Here is a 19,912-nt window from a genome sequence, read left to right on the forward strand (position 1 = left end):
GGGGCGCAGAGCTTGGTAGGAGGATCCGCTGAAGATCACGCGGAAAGTCGGCGTGCTCGTGACCGTCCCGTTGGCCACGGCCGTCGCGTTCGCCGCGCTCGCGGTGGCCACCACCGTGGGCGACGCGCTCCAGGCGCATCGCCTGCGCACCCTCGTGGTCGCCGCCGACGCCGTCGGGGACCTGTCGCACCGCCTGCAGATCGAGCGCACCGCGGCGGTGGAGGGCCTGGCGCACCAGGAACTGGGCACCGACCCGTTCCTGGCCAGCGCCCGCGACACCGACGTGGCCGTCAAGAAGTACGCCGACGCCCGTGACCGCCTCGGCGAGTTCGGCCCGAACCTGACCTCGCTGCTGGACCGCATGGACCGCCAGCTGAAGGACCTGCCCCGGTTGCGGCGGCAGGTGTCGGGCGGGGCGATGACGGCCTCGGCGACGGCGTTCCGCTACCGGATCCTGCTGGGCGACCTGGTGACCTACCGGGAGTCGATCGTGCAGAACGGCGGCGCGCGCGGCGACAACGCCGACCGCATCCGCGCCGCCGCGGCCCTCGCGCAGGCCGCCGAGTACGCCGGGGCCGAGCAGATCACGGTGGACCGGGCGATCGAGTCGGGGCGGCTGACCCCGGCCGCGCAGCAGGAGATCACCGCCGCCCGCTCGGGCTACCTGGAGTCGATGCGGACCTTCGAGACCCTGTCGGGGGCGGGCTGGCTGGCCCGCTACCAGGCGGAGATGTCGCAGGACGCGGTGACCGTGCAGGTCCTGGAGGACGCCGTCTCGCGCGTCCGGCCGGGCCGGGCGATCAAGATCGACGACGAGGCCTGGATCGAGGCGATGGACAAGCGCCTGGCGCACATCGACGCCGTGCAGTCCACCGTGGACGCCGACGTGGTCAAGGCCATCAGCGACCTGCGCACCACCGAACGCGTGTGGGGCGGCCTCCAGGCCGGGCTGGTGCTGATCGCGGTCATCGTCGCGCTGTGGCTGGCGGTGCGGCTGGGCCGTCCCGTCGTGCTAGGCCTGCGCCGCCTGCGCGACGCCGCCGACCGGGTCGCCTCGGCCGACCTGCCGATGGCGGTGGCGAAACTGAACTCCGGCGACGGGCTGGGCGACCTGACGCCCGACCAGTTCGCCGGGCGCAACACCAAACTGCTGCCCGCCAAGGGCAGCGACGAGCTGGCCGAGGTGGCACGCGCGTTCAACGCCGTCCACACCGAGGCCGTGCGCGTCGCCGCCGAGCAGGCCGTCCTGCGCCTGCACATCGCGCGGATGTTCGTCGAGCTGGCCCGGCGCGGCAACTCCCTCACCGGGCGCCTCACGCGCGCGCTGGACGCCGCGCAGCACACCGAGGAGGACCCGGAGGCGCTGGACCGGCTGTTCGCCTTCGACCACATGGTGACGCTGCTGTCGCGCCGCAACAACTCGCTGCTGGTGCTGGGCGGTTCGTCCCCGGCGCACGCGCGCGTCAACGACGAGCCGGTCGCCGACGTCCTCAAGGCCGCCCAGGGCCAGGTCGAGCACTACAAGCGCGTGCACATCGGCGAGATCGCCGAGGGCATGGCGGTGAAGGCGAAACTGATCGACGAGATGGTCATCCTGCTGGCCGAACTCATCGACAACGCGACCCGCTTCTCCCAGCACGTGCTGGTGAGCGCCTCGGCGCTGGCCGACCGCACCATCATCCAGATCAGCGACGACGGCATCGGCATCGAGCCGCCGCAGCGCGAGGCCCTGAACGCGCGGCTGGCCTACCCGAAGCTGGACCTGGACTCCCTGCACTCGATGGGCATGACCGTGGTCGGCACCATCGCCGAGCGGCACGGGATCACCGTGGAGCTGCGCGGCGGTCCCGACGGCGGCACCATCGCCGAGGTCACCGTCCCGGCGGCGATCCTCGTCAAGGAGGAGCCGCGCGAGGCCGCGCCGGACGCGCCCGCCGAGCCCGCCACCGCCTCCGGCCCGGCGGCGCCGCTGTTCCAGCGCCGCGACGAGGGCCACGCCGGCATCCGCCGCGACATGCTCCCCGAGCGGCCCGCCCCCGAGCCCCAGATGGTCGCCGAGGAGATCCCGGCCCTCTTCGCGCCCGAGCCGCCGCCCGAGCCCGAGCCGATCGTGGACGGCCACTCGCTCCCGCTGGACGAGTTCATCGCCGAGGCGACCGGGACTCCCATCGCCACCGAAGCTCCCGTCGCCACCGAGACGCCCGTCCCCGAGGCGGCCGCCGCCCCGGTGGAGGAGCCCGAGACCGCCGAGCCCTTCGAGGAGCCCGAGACCCTCGCGCACCCCGTCCACGAGCCCGAGCCCCTCGACTCGCGCTGGCCGATCGAACCCGCCGCGCCCGTCGCCGACGGCTACTCCCGGCCCCTGGACGCCCCATTGGTCAAGCCGTCCCCGCTCCCCCTCACCCAGCGCGTGCCCACGGCCCGTCTTCCCGTCGAGGACGAAACGCCGACGGAGGTCATCCCAGTGATCACCGATGACATGCCGGACCCGCGAGGGCACGACGCCCTCCCGGTCCTCCCCCGACGCGCCCCCATGGCGCACCTGGTGCCCGGCGGCATGCCCGCCACCGCCGAGGCGCCCGTCAGCGACTACCGAGACCCGGCCTCGGTCGGAGCCACGTTCGCCGCCTACAAGCGGGGAACGAGCAGTACCAACACGACCTTGTCCATGACGACCGATCGAGAGCAGGACAGTGACCGAGCTTGACCTGGATTTCCTCCTCAACGACTTCGTCGCGCGAGTGCCCGACGTGACCCACACGCTGGCGGTTTCGGCAGACGGGCTGCTCATCGCGCGCAACAACGCGTTGAACGAGGACGACGCCGACCGGCTCGCCGCCGTGGCCTCCGGGCTGGTCAGCCTGCTGCACTCGGCCGCCAAGTCCCTTGAGGCCGGGCGGGTGATCTCCAACCTCACCGAGATGGACGGCGGCTACCTGTCGACGATGTCGGTGTCCAGCGGGGCCTGCCTGGTCGCGCTGATCAGCCGCGACGGCGACCTGGGCCAGGTCGGCCACGAGCTGACCAAGCTCATCAACCAGGTCGGCCCGGCCCTCACCCCCCACGCCCGCCCCACCTTGCTGCCGCACAAGACGACCTGAGCCCGGACTGCCCCGAAGGACCCCCCATGGCCCCCGCGAACCCCTGCGGCCTTGCGCTCGCCACGAGGGCGCGGCCGCCCTCGTCGGCGACCAAGCTCGTCGTCGTGGGCGGCCCCGCCACGGGCAAGACCACCCTGATCGGGGCCGTGTCGGACCTCGGCCAGATCACCGTCGAGACGCCCGCGCCCCGCGCGCGGGCGACCACGGCGGCGATGGACTTCGGCCGCGTCGGCTTCGAACGCGAGGACCTGTACCTGTTCGGCACGCCCGGGCAGGACCGGTTCCGGTTCATGTGGGACCGGCTCGCGCACGGCGCGCGCGGCGCGCTGCTGCTGGCCGATCCGCGCCGGGTCGCCGACAGCGGCCCGGCGCGCGTTTTCCTGGGCACCCGGCGGCTCCCTTTCGTCGTCCTGGTGAACCGCTTCGACGACGCACCGCTGCCCACACCGCGACAGGTACGGGCCGAGCTGCGCCTGCCCGTCACCGTCCGCGTCCTCACCTGCGACGCGCGGGTGCGATCCGCCGCCCGGCGCGTCCTCGCCACCACCCTGGCGCATCTGCGGTCCCGTACCCGGGCCGCCACCGCTTCCGTACCACCGAGACCGCGCACCCACCGCTGCGGTCATCCCCTCACCCCACCCCACCAACGGGAGCATCAATGACACTTCCCCGTCTGAGATCCGCCCTCGCCCTGTCCACCGTCGCCCTCGTCGCGCTCACCGCGTGCAACGCCGAGGACGCCGGAGACGGCGGGAAGGTCACCATCGGCTTCGTGGCCTCCCTGTCGGGCACCTACCAGACCGTCGGCGAGGACATGCGCGACGGCTTCCAGCTCTACCTCGACACCCACGGCGGCAAACTCGGCGGGCGCACCGTCGACCTGGTCGTCGCCGACGAGGGCGACGGCCCGCAGACGGCCCTGCCGGCCGCGACCCGGCTGGTCCAGGAGGACGAGGTCGACGCCCTCGCCGGAGTCGTCGCCGGCGGCTCCTACGCGGCCATCGCCAACCTCGCCCAGGAGAACAAGATCCCCCTCGTGGGCGCCAACGCGCGGCCGGACATGAAGTCCACCGACTGGCTGTGGCACACCAGCTACATCAGCGACGAACCCGGCATCGCCATCGCCCCCTACGTCAAGGAGAACGTCGCCGGGCCCGTCTACGCCATCGGCCCCGACTACCAGGGCGGCCACGACGAGCTGCGCGGCTTCGTGGACACCTACACCAAGCTCGGCGGCGTACTGGCCAACCCCGACGGCAAGACCCGCTGGACGCCGTTCCCCGGCACGAGCGACTTCCTGCCCTACCTCAACGAGATCGCCCAGACCAACGCCAAGGCCGTCTACTGCTTCTACGCCGGCAAGGCCGCGGTGGACTTCGTCAAGCAGTACGCCCAGTCCGACGTGGCCGACCTGCCGCTGTACGGGGCGTTCCTGACCGAGGGCGCGATCCTGGACGCCCAGGGCGACTCCGCCAAGGGCATCCGCAACGTCCTCAACTACAGCCCCGACCTCGACAACCCGGCCAACCGCACCTTCGTCGCCGAGTGGAGCGCCCGGCACGACCGCCAGCCCACCACCTTCGCGATGGCCTCCTACGACGCCGCCGCCGTGCTCGACCGCGCCATCGCCGCCGTGCCCGCCGGACAGGACGTCAGCCCCGAGCTGATCAACAACGCGATCGGCGCGCTCGGCACCATCGACAGCCCCCGCGGCCCCTGGCAGTTCAGCCCCAAGACGCACTCCCCGATCCAGCGCTGGTACCTGCGCGAGGTCGCCCTCGACGGCACCAAGCTGTCCAACCTGCTCGTCGAGGACCTCGCCACCGTCGGCGGCTGACGGTGGCCGACGCCTACCTGATCCCGGCCGTGAACGGGGTGGCCTACGGGCTGCTGCTCTACACCGTCGCGGCCGGGCTCACCCTCACCTTCGGCGTGGCCGGGGTCCTCAACCTCGCCCACGGCACCGTCTACGTCCTCGGCGGGTACCTCGCGGTGTCCCTGTCCGACGGCACGTGGACGGGCCTGGCCCTGGGCGCGCTCGCCGGTACCGGCGCGGGCCTGGCCGCCGGGCTCCTGCTGTGGGGGATGCTGCGCCCGATCGAGGGCCGCGGGCACCTCGCGCAGGCGCTGCTCACCTTCGGCGTGGCCCTGGCGGGCGGCGCGCTGCTGGTGCGGGCCTTCGGGACCGACGAGCTGCGCCCCAGTCTCCCGGCGGCCCTGGACGCGCCGGTGGACCTGTTCGGGCACCGCTACCCCGCCTACCGGCTCGGCTTCATCGGCGTGGCCGCCGTGCTGGCCCTGTGCGGGGTCCTGCTGGTGCGCCGCACGCGCTTCGGCGCGGCGGTGCGGGCGGTGGCCGACGACCGGGACATGGTCGCCGTCCTCGGCCTCGACCCGCGCGCGGTCATGGCGGGCGTCCTGGCCGCCGGTGGCGCCCTCGCGGGCGCGGCCGGGGCCCTCGGCGCGCCCATCCTCGGGCCCGGGCCCCGCACCGCCGACACGACGCTGCTGCTGTCGCTGATCATCGTGGTCGTCGGCGGCCTCGGCTCCATCGGCGGCGCGTTCATCGCCGCCATCGCCGTCGGGCAGGTGCAGAGCCTGGGCGTGATCGTCGCGCCCGACTGGGCGCCCTACCTGCTGTTCGCCGCGATGGGCGTGGCCCTGCTGGCGCGGCGCCGGAGGTGGGCGACGTGAAGAAGTGGCCGACCCTGGCGGCGGTGGCGGCCGTCCTGGTGACCCTGGTGGTCCTGCCGTTCGTGCTGCGCAACTTCGCGCTGCTCACCATCGCGCGCGTGGCCGCGCTGGGCCTGCTGGCCGCCTCCACCGCGCTGCTCACCGGCACCGCCGGGCTGCCCACCCTCGGGCAGGTCGCGCCCTACGCGGTGGGCGCCTACACCGCCGGGCACCTCGCGCACGCCGGAGCCGTCGGGCTCGTCCAGATCCTCGTCGCCGCGGCCGCCGCGGCGGTCTTCGCGCTGCTCACCGGGCTGGCGGTGGTGCGCACCCGCGGCACGGTCTGCCTCATGGTCACCCTCGCCGTCGGCGAGCTCACCGCGATCGCCGCCGATCAGTGGAAGTCGGTCACCGGCGGCACCGACGGGATGGCGCGCGTCCCGGCCGTCCGCGCGTTCTGGGGCGGCGAGCCGATGCTGAAGGGCGTCCCGCTGTACGTGTACGCGGTGGGGACGGCGCTGGTGGTGCTGGTGGCGACGTGGCTGATGCTGCGGACGCGTGCGGGCGCGCTGGTGCGCGGCTGCCGCGACAACGAGGAGCGGATGCGCGCCTCGGGTCACCGGGTGGGCCTGATCCTGCTGCTCACGCACGTGTGGGCGGGTGCGGTCGCGGGCGTCGGCGGCGCTTTGCTGATCGCCGTACAGAGATACGTCTCGCCCGCCGACGTGGGTTTCGAGGTCTCGGCGCTGACGCTGCTGGCGGTGGTGATCGGCGGCGCGGCGTCCCTGTGGGGCGCGGTGGCCGGGGCGGGGGCGGTGGTCGCCGTGCGCGACAACCTCGCGCCCGCCGGGCAGGCGCCGCTGCTGCTGGGTCTGCTGTTCGTGGCGGCGGTCTACGTGCTGCCGCGCGGGCTGGCCGGGATCAACCGGAGGCGTGATGCTTGAGCTGCGCGGCCTGAGCCGCGTCTTCGGCTCGCTGACGGCCGTGGACGGCGTCTCGCTCACGGTGTCCTCGCGGCACGCCCTGATCGGCCCCAACGGCGCGGGCAAGTCGACGCTGCTGCACCTGGCGGCGGGCAACGTGCGGCCGAGCGCGGGCCGGGTCCTGCTGGACGGCCGGGACGTCACCCGCGCAGGGCCGGGCCGCCGTGCCCGGCTGGGGCTGGGGCGGACCTTCCAGACGCCCGCGCTGGTCGACTCCGCCGACTGCGGCACGAACCTGCGGCTGGGCGGGCGCGCGCCGGTGTCGCTGGACGACGTGGGCCTCGGCGGCTGCGAGCGGCTCCCGGCGGGCGCGCTGCCGCACGGCCGCCGCCGGCTCCTGGAGGTCGCCGTCGCCCTCGCCGGGGCTCCCCGGGTCCTGCTGCTGGACGAGCCCGCCGCCGGTCTCGGCGACGACGACCGCGCCCTGCTGCTGTCGGTGCTGCGCGCGGTGGAGGTGCCGGTGCTGCTCGTGGAGCACGACCAGGCCTTCGTGCGCGCCTACGCCGACACCGTCACGGTCCTGCACCAGGGCGCGCTGCTGGCCTCCGGGACGCCCTCGACCATCGCCGCCGACGCCGATGTCGCGGCCGTCTACCAGGGGGCGGCGTGCTGACCGTGTCCGATCTGCGCGCCGGGTACCACGGCGGCGAGGTCCTGCGCGGGGTCTCGCTGACGGTGACCGGCGTCCACGCCCTGCTCGGCCACAACGGCGCGGGCAAGACCACCTTCGCCCACGCCGTCGCCGGACTGCTGCCGCTGACCTCGGGGAGCATCGACGTCGACGAGCGCCCCGTCGAGCGCCTCGCCGCCCACCGCCGCGCCCGCCTCGGCCTGCGGCTGGTGCCGCAGGGCAGGCGCTGCTTCGCGTCGCTGTCGGTGGCCGAGCACCTGTCGCTGGCACGGCGGCCCGGCCCGTGGACCGCCGAGCGCGTCTACGAGGTCTTCCCCGGCCTGGCCGCCCGCCGGAGCCACCCGGGCGGCAAGCTGTCCGGCGGCGAGCAGCAGATGCTCGCCCTCGGCCGCGCCCTGGTCGGGCAGCCGCGCGTCCTGCTGCTCGACGAACCGGCCGAGGGCCTCGTGCCCGCGCTGGCCACGGCGATCGCCGACGTGGTCGGCGTCCTGCGCGGGGAGGGCGTGGCGGTGCTGGTCACCGCGCCCGCCTGGGACACCGTCGCACGCGTCGCCGACGAGATCACCGTGCTCACCACCGGCCGCGTCACCGCCGAGTTCACCGGCGAGGAGGCCCGCGCCAAACCGGAGCTGGTGGCCGACGCACTGCGTCTCTAGAAGGGCTGCGCCTCTAGAAAGGCCGCGCCTCTAGGTCAGCTCCACCACCGTGATCTCCGGTGGCGCGCCCACTCGCACCGGCGGACCCCAGTAACCCGCCCCACGCGTGACGAACAGTTGCGTCCCGTCGACCTCCGACAGCCCGGCCACCGCGCCCTGCTGCGCCTTCACCACCGCGCCGAACGGCCACAGCTGCCCGCCGTGGGTGTGCCCGGACAGCTGGAGGTCCACCCCGTGCCCGGCGGCGTCGCCGACCTGCACCGGCTGGTGCGCCAGCAGCACCACCGCGCGGTCCGGGACGCGCCCGTCCAGCGCCCGCGACAGATCCGGCGGCTCGGCGAAGGCCCGGCCGCCCAGGTCGTTGATCCCGGCCAGGTCGAACACGCCCCCGCCGTGGGTGATCTCCACGCGCTCATTGCGCAGGCAGCGGACGCCCAGCCGCTCCAGCTCGTCCACCCACTGCTGCGGCCCGCCCCGGGTGAAGTACTCGTGGTTGCCGGTGACGAAGTAGCTCGGGCGCTCCAGGTCGGCCAGCGGCCGCGCCAGATCGCCCAGCTCGGCGACCGTCCCGTCCACCAGGTCACCGACGATGGTGACGATGTCGGCCTCCGACTCGTTGATCAGCCGCACGATCCGCTCGGTGTGCCCGATCCCGGTCAGCGGGCCCAGGTGGATGTCGCTGACCACCGCGATCCGCAGGCCCCGCACGCGCGGGTCGAGACGCGGGAGCGCGATCGGCACCCGCGTCACCTCCGGCGGCCCCAGCGCCGAGGCGATCCCGAACCCGACCGTGGTGGCCGCCCCGACGCCCGCGGCCAGCGCCACGCCCCGCCCCAGGAGCCGCCGCCGGTCCTCGTCGACGGCCACCGTCTTGCGCGCGACCAGCCGCGGGATCTCCAGCACCGCCAGGATCAGCGTCAGATAGAACATCAGCGCGACCCACACGTACCCCGGCCACGCCAGCCACGTCAGGTCCATGAACCGCCCGGCGGTCAGCGTCAGCAGCAGCACCGACGCGATCCCCGCCACCGCCCACGTGAACACCCGCCGCCACCGGCCCGGCCGCGTGGTGTCGACCACCAGCCGCCGCCACAGGTAGTAGTGCGCGGCGGCGATCACCACCGCCGCCAGAACCAGGAACCCCACTAGGGACGCCGTCCGCCGGTCAGCACGAACCGGTAGCCCGGCGCGGCGAAGCCCCGGTCCTCCCACAGCGCCAGGTACGCGTCCAGCTCCGCCTCGGTGAACCCGGCCGCCAGCAGCTCGCCGCGCTTCATCTGCACGTTGTTCCGGTACAGCGACAGGCCGCCGCCCGACCACACCTCGGAGCGCTCGCTGCCGTACACGCCCGTCAGCCCCGCCTCGGCGAGCGCCGCGTAGGCCCGGTACGCCCAGTTCATGTCCGCGCCGTGAGCCTGGACCAGTTCCAGGATGCCGCGCGTGACCCGCTCGAACAGCTCCTCGGCGGCCTTCCCCGGCGTCCGGTAGGCGCGGATCGGCTGCTCCCCGAACTCGCCCAGCAGCAGGTGCCCGCCCGGGCGCAGCCGCGCCACCAGCGAGCGCAGGATCTCCTCGCGCGCGGGCAGGTGCAGCAGGACCAGCCTGGCGTGGATCAGGTCGAACTCGCCCTCCACCGGCAGTCCCTCGCGGATGTCGGCCTGGACGATGCGCAGGTTGGGCGCGGGCGACACGCGCGAGGGGTCGATGTCGACGGCGACGACCTCGCCGGTCCGCGCCGCCAGCCAGTGCGCGATCGAGCCGCCGCCGGGACCGATCTCCAGGCAGCGCGCGTCGCCGGGCAGGTCCAGCGCGGCCAGGGCGGGGATCGTGATCGGGTCGAGGTAGGCCTCGATGGTGTCGAGCTGCACGCGCGAGTGGGCGTCGGAGTTGGAGAAGCTGTACGAGTCGGACATGGTCTCCCTTTCCCTGTACGAGACGGATCCATTGTGGACGCCGTCGGCGCGGGGTGACCCCCCGGCTACGATCTTCGCCGTGACCACCGACATCACCTGGGCGGACGTCAAGGCCGCCCACACCGTCCACGAGGACGCCACCACGATCGTGCTGGACAAGCCCGCCGGGCTGTCGGTGACCGGTGAGCGCCACGACACCGACATCGTCCGCCTCGCCGCCGACGAGGGCGTGACCCTCTACCCGGCGCACCGCATCGACAAGGTGACCTCCGGGCTGATCCTGTTCGCCACCGACCTCGCCGCGCACGGCGCGCTGACCAGGCAGTTCAACAAGCGCACGGTCGCCAAGACCTACCTGGCGGTCACCGCCGGGACGGGCCTGCCGGAGTCGGGGACGATCGAGCTGCCGCTGTCGGTGGGCCGCAAGAACCGCGTCCGCGTGGCCGCTCCCCGCGAGTCGATCGCCGAGCACGGCGGGATCTGGGGCGTCCCCGACGCCGACGTGTTCACCCACGTCAAGACCTACCCGTCGACCACGGCGTTCCGGCGGCTGTGGCAGGACGGGACGCACACCGTCCTGGCGCTCATCCCCGAGACCGGCCGCCGCCACCAGATCCGGGTGCACCTGGCCTGGATCGGGCAGCCGATCATCGGCGATCCCCTTTTCGACAGAGTTCCAAAAGACGAGGTCGCCACCGGGCGCACCGCCCTGCACTCCTGGCGGCTGTCCTTCGACCACGACGGACGCCGCCTGGACCTGGAGGCGTTCCCGGGCGCGGACTTCTGGGCGCCCACGGGCCTGGCCGATCCGGGGTCGATCATCGCCTGACAGCATGGGCGGATGCCGGTAGAACTCCTCACGTTCGCCCTGGCCGCCTGGCTCGGGGCGCACCTCCTGGCCCGCGCGCCGGGCAAACCCGCCGTCCGGTGGGCCGCGACCGGCGCGCTCGGCTACGCCCTGGCGCTGGCCGCCGACGCGATCGCGCCGGGCACGCTGTGGCCGACCGGCCTGTTCCTGGTGCCACTGGTGGCGTGGCCGATGGTGCTGCTGCACCTGGCCGGGGACGTCCCGGCGTGGCAGCGGCGCGCCACGATCACCGTGGCCGCCCTCGGCGTCGTGGTCGCCGCGGCGACGCTGGGCCGCCCGGTCGCGCCGCTGGTGGCGTTCACCGTCCTGGCGCTGCTGCCGCCGCTCACGCTCGCGCTGACCGTCAAGCGCGTCCGGCACAAGGGCGCGCGGGCCCTGACGGTGACCGCCACGATCCTCTTCGCCCTGGGCATGGCCACACCGATCTACGCCTCCGGGCTGCTGCCATCGTGGCTGTCGCTGCCACTGCTGGGCGTCGACCTGGTGATCCTGGCCGTCGCGGTGGTCGTCTCCGACGCCTTCGAGGAGGGCGCGAGCCTCGGGCCCGACCTGGCCCGCTCGGCCGTCACCGCCGGGCTCGCCGCGCTGGTCTTCGGCGGCCAGGCGTGGCTGGCGATGCTCGCCACCGGCCGCACCGCGCCGATGGTCGCGCTGCTGTTCGGCGTCGTGGGGGCCGCCGTGGCCATCCAGCCGCTGCACGCCTTCCTCCTGCGGCTCGTGGACCGCCTCACCCGCACCGACGCCGCCGACCTGCGCGACGCCGTCGAGGCCGTCGCCCGCCGCCCCGCCGAGCCCGCCCCCGCCTGGGACGACGCGGAGTTCACCCGCCTCGTCCGCCGCGCCCTGCGCGACTACGCCCACCTCGGCCGCCTGGTGGCCAGCCCGCTCACCACCGTCCCCGCCCTCGGCGAGCGCCTCGCCGCGCGCGGTGCCGCCGACGGACCGCTGGAGCGCGCCGCCGAGCTCAAGTCGCTGCTGCGGGACGGCGTCGAGCGGCTGCGGCCGGTGCCCGGCGAGTTCGGCACCTCCGACGAGTGGCGCTTCTTCAACGCCGTCCACTACCCGTACGTGGTCGGCCTGCGCCCGTACAGCGTCCGCGCGCGGCACGACGATCTGACGCCGGACGCGGCGGCGGCCCTCAAGTGGTTCCGCGCCGGGGTGCCGGAACGAACGTTGCACAACTGGCAGAATCGGGCGGCCGAACTGGTCGCGGCCGAACTTCGGCAGTCTCTGGCAGTACTTTCGGCCCCCGTTGGCAGTGCGGAGTCTGTGCGAGGCAGTGGTTCCTGAGCAGATTGGGGCTCGTCGCAACGAACCCCGGCTCGAAAGGGAACCGCCATGAACGCCTCGCTCGCTACTCCCACCCCGAACCCCACTGCCACCCTCTCCCCCGCCCGCTTCCTTCGTCTGGCCCTGCGCGTCGACGGTGTCGCCACCGGCCTGTCGGGCCTGCTGCTCCTGGCGACCGGCCTGGGCCTGGCCGATGACCTCACGGGCGTCCCGCTGGGGATCCAGACGGGCCTGGGGGCCTTCCTGCTCGCCTACGCGGCCGGCGTCTTCGCCCTGGGCTCGCGGCCGGCGCCGTCGCGGGGCCTGACGTGGGCGGTGATCGCGCTGAACGCCGTCTACGCCGTCGACTGCGTCATCGCGGTGGTGGCGGGCCTGTGGCCGCTGACGGCGGTGGGCGTCGGGATGATGATCGTCCAGGCGGTCGTGGTCGCCGCCTTCGCCGAGCTCCAGTTCGTCGGGCTGCGGCGGATGGGCCGCTGACCGGCGCGAACGTACGGGCCTCCCGGTGGGAATCGGGAGGCCCTCTTCTTTGACTTGTAATGACGCCTATGTGGCGTCATACTTACGTCATGTTTCCTGTCACTCTGGTCGGGCCGCGCGTGTGCTGGCGCGAGATGTCCCCCGCCGACGCCGAGGCCCTCCACGACCTGCTCGTCCACCCCGCGGTCTTCGACAAGACCCTGGACGAGGACGTGCCGCCCGCCGACGCCCTGCGCGACTACCTCCGCGAGCAGCTGGGCACCCTGGAGGACCCCGAGCGGGCCCGCTACAAGCTCGCCCTCACCCTCGACGGGCGCGTCATCGGCACCGGCGGCATCGAGCTGCGCGGCCGCCACACCGGCGAGGTCGGCTACGTCCTGGCCCACGATCAGTGGGGCAAGGGACTGGCGACCGAGGCCGCGGCCCTGCTGATCGACTTCGCCTTCGACGACCTGGGCCTGCACCGCGTCATCGGCCACACCGACCCGGCCAACATCGGCTCCCGGCGGGTGCTGGAGAAGTGCGGGCTGAGCTTCGAGGGCGTCCACCGCTCCGACACCCTCCAGCGCGGCGAATGGCGCGACTCGGCCGCCTACGCCATCGTCGAGGACGACCCGCGCCCGTGGACCGGGCAGCGCGGCGACGGTCCCGGAGGTTCCTACGCCCTGCGGACGGCGAAGACCCGGTAGCCCTTCTGGCTGGCGTGCTTCTCCACGTCCCAGCCGCGCTCGGTGAGCCAGCCCTGGAGCGAATCGGCGCCCAGGAACTTGGCCACCACCAGCCAGGCGGTGCCGCCCTCGGCGAGGCGCGGCAGCCACGTCTCCATGAGCTCGTGGACGACGGCCTTGCCTACACGAATGGGGGGGTTGGACCAGATCTCGTCGAAGACCACTCCATCGGGCACCTCGTCCGGGGTCGAGGCGATCACCGCGTCGGCCAGGCCGTGCGCCTTGGCGTTCTCCCGGGCGAGTTCCAGGGCGCGCGCGTTCACGTCGACGGCGTGCACGACGCCGCCGCTGGACGCCGCCAGCGCGGTCGCGATCGGCCCGTAGCCGCAGCCGAGGTCCAGGTAGACGCCCTTCTCCTTCGGGATGGGCGCCTTCCGCAGCAGCACGGCGGTACCGGGATCGAGCCGGTCGGCGGAGAACACGCCCGATGATGCGACCAGCCGGAACTGGCGTCCGGCGGCCGACACGTTCACGTAGCGGCGGCGTTCCTCGCCCGTGGGCTCGGCCGAGAAGTAGTGCTCCTGCGTCATGGCGACCATTCTGTCGTCCCCGATGGTGTGACGATTCTCCAGGATCTCGGCACGCCGGCCCGCTTACTTGACTACCCTCTGTCCGCGTGAGTTATCGCACCGCGACGGACGCCTCTTCCCGGCGTCGCGAGCTCGACGGTGGACCTTCCCCCTTTCGCGCCCCCGCCGGCCCGACGGACGAAGCGCCCCCGTACGAAGCCTTTCCCGAGACGATCATCGACGAGACCCCCTACGAGGCCGAGCCCCTGGTCGACCCGCGTCTGGGCCCCCGCAGGCGGCAGCCGGGCGCGCGGCGGGCGCAACCGCGCCGGGTGGCGCAGTCCCGCGCCAACTCCCGGTCGTGGTTGCGGATCCTGGCCACCATCACCGGTATCGCGCTGCTGGCCACCTGCGCTGCGGGCACGTTCTTCCTGCTGCGCGACGACCGGGTGATCCCGCCGGAGACGGTGGCGCCGCCGCCCGCGGCGTCCCCGAGCGTGGACCGCCTGGCGTCCCGCGCCACCGACACTGAGGCGGTGACCGTGGCCGAGGCCTTCGGCGCCGTCGCCGGGTACCGGGTCCTGAAGTCCGATGACCTGCCCGACTGCCGGCAGGCCGCCACCGGCGAGCTGGCCAAGCTCCTGGACCGCTACGAGTGCAGCCAGGTCGTGCGCGCCACGCTCCTGCGGGAGGACGGCGCGTTCGCGCTGACCGCCGGGGTGGTCAACCTCGCCGACGCGGCGGGCGCGCAGGCGGTGCGCGCCGGTGTCGAGGAGGACGCCGGGGACTTCACGACCCTGCACGACGGCGGCGAGTCGGCGGTCCTGGGCCGCAGCGCCACCGTCGTCGGCTACAACACCTACGGCCACTACCTGCTGTACGCGGTCATCGCACCCACCGACGGGAAGAAGGCCGATCAGAACGATCCGGCCTACTCCGCGATCGTCGGGGAGGTCGTCGACACGCACCTGGCGGGCGCGCTGCACTGGCGGGGCGAGTAGCGCCTCACCCGACCGGCACCGGCTCGGGACGGGCCTCGCGCACGTCCCGCAGCCGCCGCACGCGCCGCGCGACCATCGGCAGCGCCGAGATCGCCATGGCCGCCGTCCCGACCGCGACGCTGGCGCGCGTGCCGATGGTCTCGCCGAGGATCCCGGCGAGCGCGGCCCCGATCGGCAGGACGCCGTAGGTGATCATGCGGTAGCTGCCGTTGCTGCGGGCGATCGTGCCCTGCGGCAGGACGTTCTGCCGCAGTGTCACCGAGAGGACGTTCGCCACGCCCAGGCCGACACCGGCGATGAAGTCCAGTCCGGCCAGCGCGCCGCCGAAGGCGAGGCCGTCCCACGGGATCGCCGCCAGCAGCAGTGGCGCGCCCGTCTCCAGGGCGAGGGCGATCATGAAGGACCGGCCGAAGCCGAACCGCCGGATCAGCCGCAGCGCGATCAGCGTCCCCAGCAGCGCGCCGACACCCGCGGCGGACAGGGCCAGGCCGTACCAGCCGGGGGCCAGGCCGCGCTCCCGCACCGCCATGACCACCATGTTGATCATGAGGATCTGGGCGCCCGCGTTGTACACGGCGGCGTGCACGGTCATGGCGCGCATGAACGGGTTGGCCAGGACCAGCCTCAGCCCGCTGAACACTCCCGGGCGCCGGTCGGGCCTGGGCGGCAGGGGCTCGGCCCGGCGGGCGCCGGCGATGCCGAGGGCGCTGGCCAGGTAGCTGGCGGCGTCCACGACGAGCGCGAGCACCGGTCCGAGCAGGGTGATCAGCAGCCCCGCGACGCCCGGTCCGGCGACCTGCGCCGCCGTCGTCGAGCCCTGGCTGGCCTGGTTGGCGGCGGGCAGGTCCTCGGCGTCGACCATGGTCGGCACGTAGGCGAAGCTCGCCAGGTCGAAGACGACGGTGGCCACGCCCGTCAGGAACGCCAGGACCACCATCAGCGGCAGCGTCAGCGCGTCCAGGGCCCACGCCACCGGCAGCGCGCCCAGCAGTGCGGCCCGGGCGATGTCGGCGGTGATCATGACGCCCCGCCGCCTGCGCGTCTCCAGCCAGTTGCCCGCGAACAGCGAGAGCAGGATGCTCGGCAGCACGCCCGCCGTGGCGACCGCCGACACGCCCGCGGCACCGGCGCCCAGGACGAGCGTGGCGATCAGCGGGAGGGCGACGTAGGTGACGTCCCCACCGAACACCGAGATGGTGTGTCCGAGCCAGAAACGGCGGAAGTCCCGGTTCCGGCGAAGAACATGAGTCAAGCGTTACCTCCATAGTAACTTCACCGGTAACGTTACCGGCGTGGGAAGTTTAGGGGTAACCTTTTCGCATGTATCAACCGGGGGACCGCGAACCGGCTCCGGGCGTGATCGCCCTGGTCCAGGACTTCCTGAACACCACCGACATCGAAGTGGGGCGCGAGGACCTGGCCGACACCACCGGGCTCATCGCCTTCTGCGAAGCGCACGGCCTGCCCCTGCGCGACTTCACCCCCGGCGACCTGGCCGCCCTGCTGGACCTGCGCGAGCTCCTCCGCGACGTCTGCCAGGCCCACGCCGGCGTCGACGTGCCCCCCGACCGCCTCGCCGAGCTCACCCGCGTCCTCGACCGCGCCCACCTCGTCCTGCGCGTCGACGCCCACGGCGACACCGACATCGGTCCCGCGCCCGGCCTCGGCGATCTGGAGGCGCTCACGGCGGCCCTCGCCACCGCCGTGACGAAGGCCGCCGCCGAGGGCACCTGGCGCCGCCTGAAGGCCTGCGCGATGCACTCCTGCCGCTGGGTCTACTACGACGCCAGCCGCTCCGGCCGCAGCCGCTGGTGCACGATGAGCATCTGCGGCAGCCGCGCGAAGATGCGCGCCTACCGCAAGCGCACCGCCTCGTAGGCCGCGCTCAGCGCGGCACCGTCCGCCGGTTCGCCATGCCCGGGCAGCACCAGCGCGGGCTCCAGCGCCGCCAGCCGCCCCAGCGAGTCCGCGGCCATCGCGCTGTCGACGTTGAACACGCCCGGCATCGCCCGCCCGCCGACATTGGCGAAGGCGTCACCCGCGAACAGCACCCCGTACGCGGGCAGGTGCACCGCGATGCTGCCGGGCGTGTGCCCCGGCACGTGCACGACGACCGCGCCACCCCCGAAGTCCAGCACCTCGCCGTCGGCGACCACCCGGTCGACCCGCACGGGCGGCGCGGGCGGCAACGGCTCGGCGTGCACGGCGTCCCACACCGCCCGCTCCCAATCGGCCAGCACCGGCGGCGCGATCAGCTCCTCACCCCGCACCACGGCGGCGTCACCGGCATGCGCGACGATCTCGACATCGCCGCCCAACTCGGCGGCGGCCCCGTAGTGATCCTCGTGCGCATGCGTGATGACGAGCCGCACGATCCGCCCACCCAGCCGCGCGGCGGCATCGGCGATGGCCGCACCCGAGCCCTTCAGGCCGGTGTCGACGAGGGTGAGCTCATCGCCGTCCCGCCACAGGTAGGCGTGACCGACGGGAGCGTCGAGGCGGTACAGGGAACCGGGGATGACTGCGTTCATGTGGGGAAAGCTACGGCCGCGGGCGGGGTGGGACGGAGGGGTTCAGCCGTGCGCGGATCAGCTCAGGGCAGAGGGGTGGGCCGGACCCTGAGTGGCCCGCGTGGCCGTCGCCGGTGGGGCGCATGCCATCCTGACCAGCGTGACCGAAGCCGCCGCCGAGCCCACTCCCATCCCCGCGCCCGCCCTTGAGCCCGCCGCCGAGCCGGTTCCGACCGTCCGGCTGCGGTTCTCGATCAGCTACGACGGCACCGAGTTCCACGGCTGGGCGCCGCAGCCTTCGGCGCGGACGGTCGCCGGAGAGGTGCGCACGGGCCTGGAGCACCTGTTCGGGCGGCTGCGGACGCTGGTGGTGGCGGGCCGCACCGACGCGGGAGTGCACGCGACGGGCCAGGTCTGCCACGCGGACGTGGACGCCGAACGGTGGGCGACGTCGGGTGGCGCGGCGAAGGTCCTGTGGCGGCTCAGGGGGATCCTGCCGCCGGACGTGCGGGTGACGGGCGTCGAGGAGATCGATCCCGCCTTCGACGCGCGGTTCTCCGCCCTCGCCCGGCACTACGAGTACCGCATCGCCGACGACGTGTGGGGCGTGCAGCCCCTGAAGCGGCGCGACACGCTCGCCTGGAACCGTCCGCTCGACGTGGACGCGATGGGCCGGGCGGCGGCGACCCTGCTCGGTGAGCACGACTTCGCGGCCTTCTGCAAGCGGCGGGAGGGCGCGACGACGATCCGTGCCCTGTCGCGGCTCGATGTGACGCGCTCGGACGACGGGTCGATCCTGGTGGCGGTCTCCGCCGACGCCTTCTGCCACTCGATGGTGCGCAGCCTGGTGGGCGCGCTGCTCGCGGTCGGCGACGGACGGCGGGCCGCGGAATGGCCGGTGGCGCTGCTGTCGCGCTCCGAGCGGTCCAGCGAGGTCGTGGTGGCCCCGGCGCACGGCCTGACGCTGGTGCGGGTCGACTACCCGGCCGACCGGGACGGCTGGCTCGCACGGGACGGTGCCACCCGGCGGATGCGGACGCTCGGGAGCACCACCGGCGACTAGCAAGGGCCACCCACGACTCGCGCCCTGCTCACGCTCCCGCCCTCGCACCCCGCTCCCGCGCTCCGCACCGCCACCGCCACCGCCACCGCCACCCGCACGATCGCAACGCGGCACCTCATTTCGGTGGGGGCCCGAAGCCCGCCCCGCTGGGGCGAACGTACCCCCACCCCACGCGTGCTCCACCAAACGGCCCATCGCGCGGCCTGTGGACAAGCACCCCAATGTGGATAACCCAATGTGGACAATCACGGCCCCGGCCGACCCGCCGTCACGCCCCTCCGGTGGCAAGCCGCGCGAATCCACCGGTCGGCACGGAAGCGGTCCGGGCCGTCGCGGCCGCTGCGCGCCAGGCGAGCCAGCGGCCTCCATGCCCGCCGGTGTCCCCGTCCCGGGCCACGACCCCATCGCCCCGGCCGCCGCCAATCCCCCTCAGCGAAAGTCCCCCGCGTGGTCCACCGCCCACTGCCTGAACGTCCGCGCCGGGCTGCCCGTGATGCGCTCGACCTCGTCGTTGACCGGCTCCGGCTCGGCCAGCAGCTTGGCCTGGGCCGGGATCACGGCGTCCACCAGCTCGGGCGGGTAACCCGCGGCCTTCATCTCCGCCATCGCCTCGGCCTGGCCGATCTCCTCGAAGCGGGCCGGGCGGCCGATCGCCTCGGCGATCAGCGCGACCTGCCGCTCCTGGGTGACCAGTTCGGGGCCGGTGATCACGGGGCGGGCGGCGAGGAGGGTGTCGGTGGTCAGTGCCTTGAGGGCGACCGCGGCCATGTCGGCCTCGTGGATCAGGGGACGGGCCAGGTTCGCCAGTGGGGCCCGGACGACCCCGGTGGTGCGGACCTCGTCGGCCCAGCCGAGGGTGTTGCCGGCGAAGCCCGTGGGCCGCAGCGCGGTCCATTCCAGGCCGGAGGCCTCGATCAGGCGCTCCAGTTCGGCGTGGAACGTGGTGATCGCCTCGCCGGGCTCCTCCGCCGCGTCGGCCACCCCGGCGGAGGACAGGTAGACCACCCGGCGGGCGTGCTCGCCGATCACGTCGATCACGTCGGACGCGCCCGCCGCGCTCAGGAACGGCCACACCAGGAAGACCGCGTCGACGCCGTCCAGGGCCGCGTCCAGCGACGAGGGGTCGCCCAGGTCGCCGCGTACCGTCTCCACGCTCGCCGGGAAGGCGGCCTCGCCGCGCACCAGCGCCCGCACGGGGACGCCCGCCGCGTGCAGCTGGGCGACCAGTGCGCCGCCGACCTTCCCGGTCGCTCCGGTCACCAGAATCCTGGGCTGTGTCATCGCCGTCTCCTCATCTCGCGTTCCGATGAGACGACTCTCGTACATCAACTAAGGTTCAGGTCAACCCCGGCCCCAAAAGATCCGGCACCCGCACGGCGAACCCCGGCGGCGCCGTGACCTGGGAGGACACCGCCCGCAGAGCCGTGGACGCCGCCGGTACGGTGCGCGAGACCACATCGCCGAAGGCCACCGGCCCGGCGATGGCACCGGCCGCCACCCGAGACG

21 protein-coding genes are annotated in these 19,912 nt (G+C 73.8%); 15 read left to right on the forward strand and 6 right to left on the reverse strand.

All coding sequences use genetic code 11. The features are described 5' to 3' along the window. Positions 1-58: 58 nt before the first annotated feature. From QSK10_RS07700 to QSK10_RS07735, 8 genes are read left to right on the forward strand one after another with little or no spacing between them, the layout of a single operon-like run. The gene (locus QSK10_RS07700) at positions 59-2,707 is read left to right on the forward strand and encodes a sensor histidine kinase (protein ID WP_285661914.1); all 2,649 of its coding nucleotides are present in this window, start codon (positions 59-61) and stop codon (positions 2,705-2,707) included. Next, a complete protein-coding gene (locus tag QSK10_RS07705; protein ID WP_285661915.1) occupies positions 2,694-3,101 on the forward strand; it encodes a roadblock/LC7 domain-containing protein in 408 nt (135 codons plus the stop codon). The genes QSK10_RS07700 and QSK10_RS07705 overlap by 14 nt, the downstream gene beginning before the upstream one ends. Positions 3,102-3,127: 26 nt before the next feature. Continuing rightward, positions 3,128-3,763, forward strand: a complete 636-nt coding sequence (locus QSK10_RS07710; RefSeq protein ID WP_285661916.1) for a GTP-binding protein — start codon at positions 3,128-3,130, stop codon at positions 3,761-3,763. Beyond that, on the forward strand, positions 3,760-4,938 hold the full coding sequence (locus tag QSK10_RS07715) for an ABC transporter substrate-binding protein (RefSeq protein WP_285661917.1): 1,179 nt from the start codon (positions 3,760-3,762) through the stop codon (positions 4,936-4,938). Before QSK10_RS07710 ends, QSK10_RS07715 begins: the two co-directional genes overlap by 4 nt. A gap of 2 nt (positions 4,939-4,940) precedes the next feature. Continuing rightward, the gene (locus tag QSK10_RS07720; protein WP_285661918.1) at positions 4,941-5,795 is read left to right on the forward strand and encodes a branched-chain amino acid ABC transporter permease; all 855 of its coding nucleotides are present in this window, start codon (positions 4,941-4,943) and stop codon (positions 5,793-5,795) included. After that, a complete protein-coding gene (locus QSK10_RS07725) occupies positions 5,792-6,718 on the forward strand; it encodes a branched-chain amino acid ABC transporter permease (RefSeq protein WP_285661919.1) in 927 nt (308 codons plus the stop codon). The genes QSK10_RS07720 and QSK10_RS07725 overlap by 4 nt, the downstream gene beginning before the upstream one ends. Beyond that, complete coding sequence (locus QSK10_RS07730; protein ID WP_285661920.1) at positions 6,711-7,370, forward strand: ABC transporter ATP-binding protein; 660 nt, start codon at positions 6,711-6,713, stop codon at positions 7,368-7,370. Before QSK10_RS07725 ends, QSK10_RS07730 begins: the two co-directional genes overlap by 8 nt. Further along, positions 7,364-8,044 carry an ABC transporter ATP-binding protein gene (locus tag QSK10_RS07735; protein ID WP_285661921.1) on the forward strand — a complete coding sequence of 227 codons (681 nt, stop codon included), beginning with the start codon at positions 7,364-7,366 and terminating at the stop codon, positions 8,042-8,044. Before QSK10_RS07730 ends, QSK10_RS07735 begins: the two co-directional genes overlap by 7 nt. Before the next feature lie 30 nt (positions 8,045-8,074). Here the strand turns inward: QSK10_RS07735 and QSK10_RS07740 are convergent, their stop codons facing one another. After that, entirely contained in the window at positions 8,075-9,190 is a 1,116-nt protein-coding gene (locus tag QSK10_RS07740) for a metallophosphoesterase (RefSeq protein ID WP_285661922.1), read from the reverse strand. After that, on the reverse strand, positions 9,190-9,957 hold the full coding sequence (locus tag QSK10_RS07745; RefSeq protein WP_285661923.1) for a class I SAM-dependent methyltransferase: 768 nt from the start codon (positions 9,955-9,957) through the stop codon (positions 9,190-9,192). The genes QSK10_RS07740 and QSK10_RS07745 overlap by 1 nt, the downstream gene beginning before the upstream one ends. A 79-nt stretch (positions 9,958-10,036) precedes the next feature. Between QSK10_RS07745 and QSK10_RS07750 the strand changes: the two genes are divergently transcribed. The 4 genes from QSK10_RS07750 (at position 10,037) to QSK10_RS07765 (ending at position 13,284) form a co-directional block, all read left to right on the forward strand. After that, positions 10,037-10,786 carry an RluA family pseudouridine synthase gene (locus QSK10_RS07750; RefSeq protein WP_285661924.1) on the forward strand — a complete coding sequence of 250 codons (750 nt, stop codon included), beginning with the start codon at positions 10,037-10,039 and terminating at the stop codon, positions 10,784-10,786. Positions 10,787-10,798: 12 nt separating this feature from the next. Then, entirely contained in the window at positions 10,799-12,115 is a 1,317-nt protein-coding gene (locus QSK10_RS07755) for a hypothetical protein (RefSeq protein ID WP_285661925.1), read from the forward strand. Positions 12,116-12,163: 48 nt separating this feature from the next. Next, on the forward strand, positions 12,164-12,595 hold the full coding sequence (locus QSK10_RS07760) for a hypothetical protein (protein ID WP_285661926.1): 432 nt from the start codon (positions 12,164-12,166) through the stop codon (positions 12,593-12,595). An 89-nt stretch (positions 12,596-12,684) separates the two neighbouring features. Beyond that, positions 12,685-13,284, forward strand: coding sequence for a GNAT family N-acetyltransferase (locus tag QSK10_RS07765; RefSeq protein WP_285661927.1), 600 nt, complete (start codon positions 12,685-12,687; stop codon positions 13,282-13,284). Here the strand turns inward: QSK10_RS07765 and QSK10_RS07770 are convergent. Further along, positions 13,254-13,853, reverse strand: coding sequence for a class I SAM-dependent methyltransferase (locus QSK10_RS07770; protein ID WP_285661928.1), 600 nt, complete (start codon positions 13,851-13,853; stop codon positions 13,254-13,256). The genes QSK10_RS07765 and QSK10_RS07770 overlap by 31 nt on opposite strands. A gap of 86 nt (positions 13,854-13,939) precedes the next feature. Between QSK10_RS07770 and QSK10_RS07775 the strand changes: the two genes are divergently transcribed. Continuing rightward, positions 13,940-14,833, forward strand: a complete 894-nt coding sequence (locus QSK10_RS07775) for a hypothetical protein (RefSeq protein WP_285661929.1) — start codon at positions 13,940-13,942, stop codon at positions 14,831-14,833. 4 nt (positions 14,834-14,837) lie between these two features. On the opposite strand, the gene QSK10_RS07780 is transcribed toward QSK10_RS07775, so the two are convergent. Continuing rightward, positions 14,838-16,085: an MFS transporter gene (locus QSK10_RS07780; RefSeq protein WP_285661930.1), complete on the reverse strand. Its 1,248-nt coding sequence runs from the start codon at positions 16,083-16,085 to the stop codon at positions 14,838-14,840. 68 nt (positions 16,086-16,153) lie between these two features. Here QSK10_RS07780 and QSK10_RS07785 point away from each other — a divergent pair, with 68 nt between their 5' ends. Next, a complete protein-coding gene (locus tag QSK10_RS07785) occupies positions 16,154-16,711 on the forward strand; it encodes a CGNR zinc finger domain-containing protein (protein ID WP_285661931.1) in 558 nt (185 codons plus the stop codon). Here QSK10_RS07785 and QSK10_RS07790 read toward each other — a convergent pair. After that, complete coding sequence (locus QSK10_RS07790) at positions 16,687-17,364, reverse strand: MBL fold metallo-hydrolase (protein WP_285661932.1); 678 nt, start codon at positions 17,362-17,364, stop codon at positions 16,687-16,689. The two genes, QSK10_RS07785 and QSK10_RS07790, sit on opposite strands and share 25 nt — an antisense overlap. 169 nt (positions 17,365-17,533) lie before the next feature. Here QSK10_RS07790 and truA point away from each other — a divergent pair, with 169 nt between their 5' ends. Continuing rightward, positions 17,534-18,406, forward strand: coding sequence for a tRNA pseudouridine(38-40) synthase TruA (gene truA / locus QSK10_RS07795; RefSeq protein ID WP_285662937.1), 873 nt, complete (start codon positions 17,534-17,536; stop codon positions 18,404-18,406). Positions 18,407-18,835: 429 nt separating this feature from the next. On the opposite strand, the gene QSK10_RS07800 is transcribed toward truA, so the two are convergent. Continuing rightward, positions 18,836-19,687 (reverse strand): SDR family oxidoreductase, encoded by an 852-nt coding sequence (locus QSK10_RS07800; RefSeq protein WP_285661933.1) that lies wholly within the window; start codon positions 19,685-19,687, stop codon positions 18,836-18,838. Between the last annotated feature and the right edge of the window lie 225 nt (positions 19,688-19,912).

The organism is Actinorhabdospora filicis (assembly GCF_030269765.1).
Classification (GTDB): Bacteria; Actinomycetota; Actinomycetes; order Mycobacteriales; family Micromonosporaceae; genus Actinorhabdospora; species Actinorhabdospora filicis.